10 protein-coding genes are annotated in these 10242 nt (G+C 64.2%); 4 read left to right on the top strand and 6 right to left on the bottom strand.

Features of this window, described 5'->3' with window-relative positions; translation table 11 throughout:
* Both WA702_RS19280 and WA702_RS19275 read right to left on the bottom strand, forming a co-directional pair.
* On the bottom strand, window positions 1–1696 hold a 1696-nt coding region (locus WA702_RS19280; protein ID WP_425112132.1), incomplete at its 3' end, for a CHASE2 domain-containing protein.
* Between the two features lie 63 nt (window positions 1697–1759).
* A complete protein-coding gene (locus WA702_RS19275; RefSeq protein WP_425112131.1) occupies window positions 1760–3022 on the bottom strand; it encodes a FecR domain-containing protein in 1263 nt (420 codons plus the stop codon).
* 188 nt (window positions 3023–3210) lie between these two features.
* Here WA702_RS19275 and WA702_RS19270 point away from each other — a divergent pair, with 188 nt between their 5' ends.
* Window positions 3211–4953, top strand: coding sequence for a ShlB/FhaC/HecB family hemolysin secretion/activation protein (locus tag WA702_RS19270; protein WP_425112130.1), 1743 nt, complete (start codon window positions 3211–3213; stop codon window positions 4951–4953).
* Window positions 4954–4979: 26 nt separating this feature from the next.
* On the opposite strand, the gene WA702_RS19265 is transcribed toward WA702_RS19270, so the two are convergent.
* The gene (locus WA702_RS19265) at window positions 4980–6221 is read right to left on the bottom strand and encodes a multidrug effflux MFS transporter (RefSeq protein ID WP_425112133.1); all 1242 of its coding nucleotides are present in this window, start codon (window positions 6219–6221) and stop codon (window positions 4980–4982) included.
* A gap of 228 nt (window positions 6222–6449) precedes the next feature.
* Between WA702_RS19265 and WA702_RS19260 the strand changes: the two genes are divergently transcribed.
* A complete protein-coding gene (locus WA702_RS19260) occupies window positions 6450–6920 on the top strand; it encodes a hypothetical protein (protein WP_425112129.1) in 471 nt (156 codons plus the stop codon).
* A gap of 11 nt (window positions 6921–6931) precedes the next feature.
* Complete coding sequence (locus tag WA702_RS19255) at window positions 6932–7579, top strand: CAP domain-containing protein (protein WP_425112128.1); 648 nt, start codon at window positions 6932–6934, stop codon at window positions 7577–7579.
* A 128-nt stretch (window positions 7580–7707) separates the two neighbouring features.
* Here the strand turns inward: WA702_RS19255 and WA702_RS19250 are convergent, their stop codons facing one another.
* Window positions 7708–8436, bottom strand: coding sequence for a Crp/Fnr family transcriptional regulator (locus WA702_RS19250; RefSeq protein WP_425112127.1), 729 nt, complete (start codon window positions 8434–8436; stop codon window positions 7708–7710).
* 203 nt (window positions 8437–8639) lie between these two features.
* On the opposite strand from WA702_RS19250, the gene WA702_RS19245 reads away from it, so the two are divergent.
* On the top strand, window positions 8640–8870 hold the full coding sequence (locus tag WA702_RS19245; protein WP_425112126.1) for a hypothetical protein: 231 nt from the start codon (window positions 8640–8642) through the stop codon (window positions 8868–8870).
* Here WA702_RS19245 and WA702_RS19240 read toward each other — a convergent pair.
* Window positions 8867–9250, bottom strand: coding sequence for a response regulator (locus WA702_RS19240; RefSeq protein WP_425112125.1), 384 nt, complete (start codon window positions 9248–9250; stop codon window positions 8867–8869). The genes WA702_RS19245 and WA702_RS19240 overlap by 4 nt on opposite strands.
* A gap of 152 nt (window positions 9251–9402) precedes the next feature.
* On the bottom strand, window positions 9403–9975 hold the full coding sequence (locus tag WA702_RS19235; protein ID WP_425112124.1) for a hypothetical protein: 573 nt from the start codon (window positions 9973–9975) through the stop codon (window positions 9403–9405).
* Window positions 9976–10242 lie beyond the last annotated feature (267 nt).

The raw sequence follows: 10242 nt of genomic DNA, 5'->3' as shown, positions 1-10242 counted from the left end.
GGATGGCGACCGCAAATTCGTCGCCGCCGAGCCGCGCCACCACACCGGTAGAGCCGATCTCGTCCGTGAGCCGCTCGGCCACCGCGCGCAGCACGCGATCGCCATAGCTGTGGCCGAGCATCTCGTTGACCTGCTGGAAGCGGTCGAGACCGATCACGAGCAGCGCGACCTCGCTGCCGGGCTGTGCGGACGCGATCATCTCGGTGAGGCGCAGATGCAGCGTGTTGCGGTTGGCGAGCCCGGTCAGCGTATCGTATTCCGCGAGGTGGCGGATGTGGGCGGCTTCCCGCTTGCGCTCGGAGATGTCGCGCAGGATTGCGCCATATTGCCGGCCGTCTGCGCCCTGCCAGGCCGAGAAGCTCGCCTCGGCCGGAAACACCTCGCCGTTCTTGCGCCGTCCTTCGAATTCGGACACCGTGCCGCTTGGCAAGGCGGCCATGTTGTGCAGGGAGAACGCGCCTTCGAGCTCGTGCTTTGCCACGCACAGCACGTCGAACGGCTTGCCGATCGCCTCGACATCGTCATAGCCGAAGATCGCGGCTGCGCCCGGATTCCACATCGTGATCCGCGCATTCTCGTCGGTGCAGACCAGGCCGTCGCCGAGCGACATCGCAATGCGCTGGAAGCGGTTCTCGGCGACATGGCCGAGCAGGCCGCGAACATTGATCTCGTCGAGCGCGATCGCGGTGAGATAGGCGAGGATCGCGGTCTGCAGCAGCGAACTGTCGAGGACCAGCGCGTATGTCACATGCAGCAGCAGACCAAGCGCTTCGATCCCGACCGAAATCGCTGCCAGCAGGATGGCCCGCTGGCCGGCAGCAAGCCGTCGCCAGCTGATCATCATGATCACGACCAGCAAAGCCAGGCCGGCCAGCGTCGGCACGTCCGAGGTTCGCCGCAGCTCGCGGTGCTGCAGGATCGATTCCGCGGCAACGGCTTGCAACACGGGACCGGCCACGATCCTGGCATTGGGGATGTTGAAGCGGTCGCCAAGCTCGAGCGCGGTGCCGCCGATGATGACCCTCTTGTCCTTCAGCCTGGCCAAGGTCGCAGCATCGCCCTTGAGCACGTCGATGAAGGAGACTTTCGGAATCGACGCCGCGTCGATGCCGAAATCGATCAGGAATGAGCTGTCGGACGTGTCAGCCTGTCCTGCCAGCATCGTCGCCATCGACGGCAGATATTCGCCGCTCAGCGTCGTGCCGTAGGGATAGCTGCGGACCCGCCCGTCCGCCTCGATGGTGACATTGACCAGGGCCGACCAGGCATGGCGCGCGAACTGCGGCAGCGGGCGATTGACATAGAAGTCGCGAGAATTGCTGCCGCTGCCGGGTTGCTTGAACGCCGGCAGAATCACGCCGTCGCCGGCTGCAGCCAGCGCATCGGCGAAGCTGCGGTCTGTATCAGGATCGGACGCCGCGCTGAAGTCCACGTCGAACGCGATGTCCTGCACGCCGGCGCGCTGCAATTGCTGCAGCAGCGCGCCATGCAGCTTGCGCGGCCACGGCCAGACGCCGATGGCCTCGATCGACGGCGCGTCGATCGAGACCACGACGATGTCGCCGGTCGCCTGCCGCTTGTCCCAGGCAAAGCGCAGGTCGGTGAGACCGTTGCGCAATGTCGCTTGCCAGCCGAGTACGCTCACGGCGAGCAGTGCGATCAGCACAAGAATGTGCGGTCGTAGATGCTTCACCATCCTTGCTTGATCCCCATTTCACGCGCCCCCCACGCCGCGCCAGATTCGCCCGCGGAATTTCGCTCAGTGCTTGCCGTGGCCTGCGGGAGGACCATGGCCGTTGCCGGGGCCATTTCCAGAGTTGCCGGGAGGTCCGTTTCCGTTGGGACCTTTGCCGCCAGGACCATTTCCGCCAGGGCCTTTGCCGCCAGGACCATTTCCGCCGGGGCCTTTGCCGGGAGGACCATTTCCGCCAGGGCCTTTGCCATTGCTGTTGTCGGTGGAGGTCGTCACGCCGCTGTTGATGTTGGCTCCTCCGCTGGAGGATCCGACCGCCGCCGACACCGCTGCCGCAGTCGAAGACGCTCCGGTCGCTGTGCTGCTGGCGTCACCGCCACTGGAACTGCTGGCGCCGTTGCTACTGCTGCTGCCCGCCTTGGCATCGCTCCAGACCGTGTCGGTCCGCGATGTGCTGCGCACCCCGGGCCTCACCCCGTCATGTGCGAGGCCGTGAGTGGCGCTGTGCACGTTCAGCTTCACTTCGCCGAGAGAGCTGGATATGTGCACCCCGTTCGGCTTGGCGTGGGCTGCGAGCCTACCCGGTTGAGCAGCGGAGGGAGCGGCGGACTTGATTATCGGGCCTCCGACAGGATGCACCGCATGAATCGCCCCCCCTTTGGCGGCATTGTGGGGCGCTTGCAGCCCGCCTTTCGGAACAGGGACGCGCTCGATCGTCGAGGCGCGTGGCCGGCCATGCTCGATGGGTGCGAAGCTGCCGGAGCCGCTCAGGCTCAATCCCATTTTGCTGTGCGCAAACGCAGTCGCGGCTTGGCCCGGCATGATCTGTGCGATCTGGCCGGACTTGAAGTCCGCAACTTCGACCTGACCGCGATTGACCTGGACCTTGGTGCTGCCGGCCCCGACCGTTACACTGAATTGTGTGCCCTTGACCACCGCCGCGAGGTAGGGCGTCTCGACCTCGAAATGCTTGACGTTGCGGTGCTCGACGTCGAGCAGGATCGAGCCGGCACGCTGCAGGATGGTGGTTCCCATGCCGTCCCGTGCGTCCGTCGGCACGTCGATCACCGAGTTTGGCGAGATCAGCATGGTTTCCGCGCCGCGCGTCAGCAGCACGCGGCCAGTGCGGCCGGTGCGGATGGTGTCACCCGGCTTGAGCTCATTGTCGCTGCCGAGCGCGACCTGCTGCGCCCCTTGTGTCGTCAGCCAGACTTCGCCCGACGATTTGCTGACCGACCACGGATCGCCATCCGCGGCCCATGCCGCCGAACTCGCGAGCAGTGCAGTTGCGGCAACGACGAAACTCTTGAAGTGATAGTTCCTGGACATGACGACGCTCGCAATGGTTGCCCTTACTGCAAACTAACGGGAATGTTTCAACGGTCCGTTGCGAGTTTGCGCGTCGTTTGACCAACGCATTAACCTTTCATTGACCATAAGCTTCCTACAACTAACAGGCGGCCCTCGTCGTTCTGGCAATCGTCGCGTCGGTTCCCTCGAGCAAGCAAAGGCCCGTAATGGTACGGAAAGGTGCAGGCAAGTCCGCTCTCGCATCGTTCACCGCGACGGCGATCGCGGTGCTGCCGCTCGTTGCCCCGGCCGCACGTGCCGAGCCGGCAGCGGCGCCCGTGTTCGATCCGCGACAGACGGAAAAATATTTCCAGGATCTGCAGACACGCCGCGACCGAGCGCCACCACCGAAAGTGCCGCGCGTCGCTTCCGGTGCTCAAACGCCGGCAGCGGGCAAGCCGCTGTTCGTGCTGCGCTCGGTGGTGCTGACGGGGGCGATCAATCTGGGCGCGGCCGATCTCGCTGCCGTTTACCAGCGCTTTCTCGGCAAGCCGGTCTCGCAGGCTGATCTTGCTGCGATCGCCGGCGCCATCAGCGACCGGTACCGGGCCGCCGGCTATCATCTCAGCCGCGCCATCGTGCCGCCGCAGGACATCGAGAATGGCCGGGTCCGGATGCAGGTGATCGAAGGCAGCATCACCGAGGTCAGCCTGAAGGGCCAAGGCGCCGAGCAGTTCGGCATTCGCCCGATGCTCGATCCTGTCCTCGCCGAACAGCCCTCGCGCTTTAAGACGGTCGAGCGACAACTTCTGCTGATCAACAGCCGCGCGGGCGTGCGGATCACCGATTCCTCACTGGAAGAGATCGGCACTTCTAGTGGACATTTTCGTCTCGTGCTGGAGCTGAAGACCTGGCACGTCTACGGCTACGCTGGCGTTGATAATCTCGGGGCACCGACCGTTGGGCCCTGGCAGAGCTACGCGACCGCTGCATTCAACTCCTATCTGCTGCAGGGCGATACGCTCGCGCTCAATCTCTCGACGACGCCAGGCGACCCACGCCAGCTCAGCTTTGGTCGGCTGTCTTATGATGTTCCGGTCGGCGCCGACGGCGCCCGGATCGGCGCCTCCGCGCTATACAGCGAAGTGCGGCCCGGCGACGGCCGGCGCCTTTACAACGACGACAACACGACCGAGACATACGAACTGCACGGCAGCATCACTCCGATCATGTCGCAACAATCCTCGCTGGTGCTCACCGCGGCAGCGGCCTTCAGCGAGTCGTCCGAGCGGGACGTATTTGGAACGATCTACCAGGATCACATCCGTTTCCTGACACTGACTTCCGACTATCGATGGAGTGATCAGTTCGGCGGCGACAGCTACCTGACGGCCTCCTATCGGCAGGGTCTGAATATTCTTGGCGCGACGCCATTCGGCGATGCGCTCGCCTCGCGCGATGGGGCGGCGCCCGGCTTTTCCGTTCTCAACGCATGGTTTACCCGTTACCAAACATTGACCGACGCCTGGTCGATCAAGCTCGCGGGCGCCGGCCAGATTGCCTCGGGGCCGCTCTACAACTCCCAGCAATTCTATCTCGGCGGCTTTGCCTTCGGACGGGGCTATGGCAGCGCCGAGGTAAGCGGCGACAATGGCGTCGCCGGCACCTTCGAACTGCGCTACGATCGCACCGCGAACTGGGCCTATCTCGCTGGCTATCAGCTCTACGGTTTCATCGATGCGGGTCTGGTCTGGAACGACGGCTATGGGCCGGGCGACGGCGTCACCCTGACCTCGGCCGGCGCCGGCGTGCGCTTCAACTTCGTCAACGATCTGCGTGCCGACCTGTCGGTCGCGTTTCCGCTGTCCTATCGCGCGCCCGATAACGATACGCGCAGTGCGCGGTTTCTGCTTTCGCTCTCCACCGCGCTCAAGCTCTGCCCGCAGCGCGGGCAGGGATCCTGCCTCTAGAGCGTTTTCGAGCCGCGGCGCGGCTGTTACTTCACCGTCGACTGGTGCGGATGGAACAGCCGGCCCTTCTCGGTGATGAACACGATCACCAGACTTGCGAAGATGCAGGCGAGAAAGCCGGTCGCGAACGGACCGACGGTGCCGTCATAGGCTTGGCCGACGGTCGCGCCGGCGCCGATGCCGAGCAGGGTGGTGATCGAGCCATAGAGCGAGGAGGCGGTTCCGGCGTTGGAGCGCTGCGGCTCCAGTGCCAAGGCCGTGAAGTTCGCGAACATCAGCCCGAACGAGAACATCATCAGCGCCGACAGGGCCATGAACACCGACAGCGGCAGCAGATGCGTGCGCGAGGCGATGAACATCGCGATCGCCACGAGGAGACACAGCACCAGCGCGCTATGCGAGATCACGCGCATGCCGAGCCGGACGACGAGGCGCGAGTTGAGGAAACCGGCGATGGCGATCGCGGCTGCGATCGCGGCGAAGGCGAGCGGGAAATGGCGGCCGAGCCCGTAGACGCCGGTGAAGATCTGCTGCGCGCACAGCACGTAGCCGAAAATCGCGCCCGAGATGCCGGCGGCGGCGAGCGCATAGCCAAGGGTCTGCCGGTTGGTCAGCGTCTTGCTGAACGCGTCAAGGATCGCTGGCGCCGAGAACGGCTTGCGCTCGGAAACCGGCAGCGTCTCCGGCAGCCGGGCTGCGCTCCAGAGCAGCGTCGCGATGCCGTAGACCGTCAGCACGACAAAGATGCCGCGCCAGTTGGTGAGCGTCATCACCGCCTGGCCGAACGAGGGTGCAACCACGGGAACTGCGATGAACACCATCATCGCCAGCGACACCACGCTCGCCATGCGGCGGCCGGCGTAGCAGTCGCGCACGATCGAGGTGGCGATCACCCGCGTCGCTGCGGTACCGAGGCCTTCCAGCGCGCGTGCCAGCAGCAACAGTTCGAACGAATGAGCTGAGATCGCGAGCACGCTGGCGACCGCATACAGCACCATACCGGCGAGCATCACCGGGCGGCGGCCGAAACTGTCGGACAATGGCCCGATCGCGAACTGGCCAACGCCGAAGCCGATCAGGAATGCCGACAGTACCATCTGCAGCCGGTTCGGAAGATCGATATGGAAGGCCGAGCCGATGTCCGGCAGCGCCGGCAGCATCATGTCCATCGCCAGGGGATTCAGCGACATGATGGTGGCGATGACGATGACGAATTCAGTGAAGCCCATGGGTCGATGGCGCACGACCTCGATGGTCTCGGCATTCATGTCGGCCAAGTCGAAAAGCCTTCTGGGTTACTGGCGATGCGGATTGATTATATAAGACCGAATTTGACTGGATTTGCTGCATTGCACAACCCGCGTTTTGGGATGGCAGGTCACCGGCGTTCGGCGGCACAGCGGCCATTCTGATGAAAGCTTCCGCAGAGTGCGGAGCAAGGCGGCGGCTGTCGCTCCTGCAAGACTTGGCCGCTCATCACTTGTTCACCAATCCCGATGAAAGCGCACTGCGTTTCGCCCGCCGCGGCGACGACGAACGATCGCTTGTTCCGTGATGATTTGAAGGTCGCGTATATCTGTGCTGTTTTGACGCGCTCGCAGCATTGGGCTACCCATTGGTCGCCAATCCGGGGAAACCAGCGCCTCATGAAGACCTACAAGATCGTCGTATTCGTGCCAGAGGCCGACGGCGAGGCCGTGCGCATGGCGATGGGTGAGGCCGGCGCCGGCCGGATCGGCAACTACGACTACTGCTCGTTCACGAGTGGAGGCACCGGCCGGTTCCGCCCGCTCGAGGGGGCGCGGCCTGCGATCGGCGAAGTCGGTCAGCTCGAAGATGTCGCGGAGGAGCGCATCGAGACGGTTTGTTCCGATGAGCGCCTGAAAGCGGTGCTGGCGGCGATCCATCGTGTTCATCCTTATGAGGAGCCCGCGATCGATCTCTACACGCTCGTGGCCATCGATTGACCGGTCGGGACATGCAACTCAGCTCCTTTCGATTCCTGATCCACGCCGCGATCGCCCTGCTGGTGCTGCCGGTGCATACTGCGCTCGCCGCCGAAGCGTCGCCGGCCGAGCAGATCACCGCGTTCCGCCTCCAGCATGGCGAAGTCCGCGTCACCAGGGACGCTGTGCTCGACCGCATCGCCGCCGACCAGGCGCGCGAAATGGCCGCGAAGGACAATCTCAGCCACGAGGTGCTCGGCCCATTCGGACGGCGCATCGCGCCGTCGCTGGCCGGCCGCGCGGCCGAGAACATCGCCTATGGCTACGACAGTTTCGAGAAGACGCTCGGGCAGTGGATCAATTCGCCGGAGCATCGCAAGAATCTGTTGCTGCATAACGCGACCAAGGTCGGCATTGCCAGCGCCAGGACCGCCAACGGCAAGCGCACTTATTGGTCGATGGAGATTGCCGGCGACTACGAGAAGCCGAAGGAGAAGAAGCCGCCGGCAGTCGCGCAAGGCAAGTCAGGTGCAAAGGCAGGTGTAAAGGCTGGTGCGAAGTCGGAGACCAAAACGGCTGCGAGGCCGGAGGGCAAATCAGAATTCCACTGGGGCGCCAAGCTGCCGTCCAAGCCCGCCGACTGCCATCTCAGCATCAAGCTGATCGGGTTGTGTATTTGAGACTTCCTCTCTGCCGTCATTCCACGTTCGCCCTGCGGGCGCCCCGAATGATGATAGGACAGGCCGCGAAGAATGAGTTCGAGGTGGCCACGCTACGCTTTGCCAGCCCTGTGCACCGTTGCAATGCGTTATCGCGCCAGCCGCTTCAGGTGCAGGTAGCTCGGATCGAACTGACCGATCGCGCATAGCTTTGGCCAGTCGCGGATCGTCAACAGGCCGTTGCGAAAGTCCATCGTGCCGCCGGCGCGGAGTTCGCTCAGCGTGCGGTTGATGGTTGCGATCGCCATGCCCAGCGTTTCACCGAGCTGTGGCAGGCTGATCGGAAAATCGAGCTCGTTGTCGCGAGTGAGCGCGGATGCACGCGCGCGATAGAACAATTCGCAGAACAGATGCGCCATGCGCGCGGGCTTGCTGCGGGCGCTGTTGTTGGTGATGGCCTCGCGGAAGATCGACGCATCGATCAGCGTCTCGCGCCAGATGGCGAACCCGACTGGAGGACGCAGCTCGAAGGCCTTGATGAGCTCCTTGTGCGGAATACAGGCGACGTGCGCGGGGCCGATCGCACAGACGGCATGATCCATCCGCTCGATGAACAGCCCTTGGGCGTCGGGCCAGTCGCCAACCGTGTGAAAGGAGAGATATTGCCGGGGTCCGTTCGGCAGCAGATGATAGCGCGCGACCCACCCGGACATCACCACAGCGGATACGTTGGGATCGTCGCCCTGCCGGATGAAATCCTCGTTCGGCGCAAGCTCCCGGAAGCTGTGGCTGAAGCTGCGGATCACGGCTAGATCCTCGCCGGACAGCCGCGAGTGCTCCTTCAGCTTCGCAACCAGGATCTTGTCGAGACTGGCCAACGCACACCTCACCGTCCGCTTTCTCAGGCCACCCGTATCAGGTGATACGGGCGAATCTTCCGCCCGGTCTAAACTCGGCCGTGGCAGCCGGGTTTCAGAGTGCCGCAAGATCATCGATACGGATGTCAGCTTCGGCCGAGAACGGGCCGATGATGCGCCGAGCGCGGCTGGAACCGTCGCGCGCAGCCCCAGAGAGGGACGACGTGCCGTATACTGCTTTCCTGACCCGCATCTGTCGGCGGCTCATCGCACCGAACCCGCATCTCGACCTCGTCGCGGATGCGTTCGCGAAAGGCGCGTTGCAGCATCCGGCACGCCCGATGTCGGACCAGGAGCTGACGCGCGCGATCCGTGAATTCCAGAACACGCCGCTGTCGGACGCTTCGCTGAGGAAGCTCGGTGCCCGTTTCGCGGAGCCGAAGCCCAAGCGCTAGGTCACGCGCGGCTGCTGCACGGCGATCAGGCTTGTGGTGGCCCGCACGAGATCCGCAGGCTGGTACGGCTTTCTGAGAAAATGGACGCTGCCCGGCAATCGCACGTCCTCATCGCCGGACACGACGATGACGCAGAGATGCGGATGTCGTTCCTTGGCGAAGCGCGCGAGCTCGGCTCCGGCAGGTGCGTTGGACAGCCAGAGATCGGTGACCAGCAGCCGCAGCTCGGTGCCGAGTCGCGCCACCACGAGCTCCGCCGCCGCCGCGCTGCTGCAATGGATGACGTCGATGTTCTCATGCGCGAGGACACCGGCCAGGGTGTCGCGCTGGAGCGTGTCGTCTTCGACGACCACAGCCAGCCTTGGAACGCGGAATTGCATCGCTCGATCCTCATGCCCTGAGGCCGGTTAATCCCGAACGATCGAAATAGTTCAGCGGTCCAACAACATGGCAGGGGACAGCTGCACGAGGTCATCATACCGGCGTCGCTGCGCCGACGATGTCGGTGTGATCTCGTCGTGACGCGAGGCGGTCATCCGCGTCCCTTGTTGGCGGCGTGGTCTTCGCGCTGTTCGGTCTGGATCCAGCGGCTGTCCCGGCCGCGTTCGCGCGAGCTCTGGGCCTTGTCGCGATTGCTGAGCACGTCGTTGTCGCCGAGCAGTTCGTCCTGCAGGTCGGTCATGGCGCCACTGCCGTCGCCCTTGGCCTTGATGGGCGCCCCTGCATCGGGTTTTCCGCTAACGGTCGCGGCGAAAGCTTTCTCGTCATCAAGGTGCCGCGGATCCGGCCCGTCCGGATTGCGCTCCAGGATGCGGAGCTGCTGCTCATGGGTCTTGCGGCCTTGGAGCTGTGCATGGCGCGGCGGCTGCGTCCGGTCCGGCTTCGGTGGCGCACGGCGCCGGTCCATCACCTCCGCCTTGTCGATGCCGCCTTGCCGATTGGTGTCGTTCTCGACATCGCCCTCGAAGGTGTTGGCGCCCTGCAGCGCCTCCAGATCTTCCAGATCGGCCTGCGCCATGGTGACGCCCTTGGAGCCGCCGATGCCGGGATTGCGCACGAGGTCGACATTGGTCGGGCGAGGGAGCTTGGAATGCTTGTTGCTCATGGCTGATCCTTTCGGTGCAGGGTCGTTGTGGCCGCTTTTGTCTGCGGCATCGCGGCTGCGCCGGGAGATCGTGCGCGACCGCCAGAAACAGGAACCGTGTGGGCTAGCCTGCGCCGGCTCCTGTCCGTCTCCAAGGCCAACGCAAAAACCTCACCGAAGTTCTATTTGCAGAGTTCTAACTAAGTCCACCGTCTGCAAGCGAGTTCACGGCGGGGAACAGTCGTCCCGGCGCATGGAGCTATGTCGATGATGGAACCGCTCAACGGA

It is taken from the genome of Bradyrhizobium sp., from assembly GCF_049798375.1.
In the GTDB taxonomy this organism is placed as follows: domain Bacteria; phylum Pseudomonadota; class Alphaproteobacteria; order Rhizobiales; family Xanthobacteraceae; genus Bradyrhizobium.
This window is presented reverse-complemented; position numbering and strand designations above follow the sequence as displayed.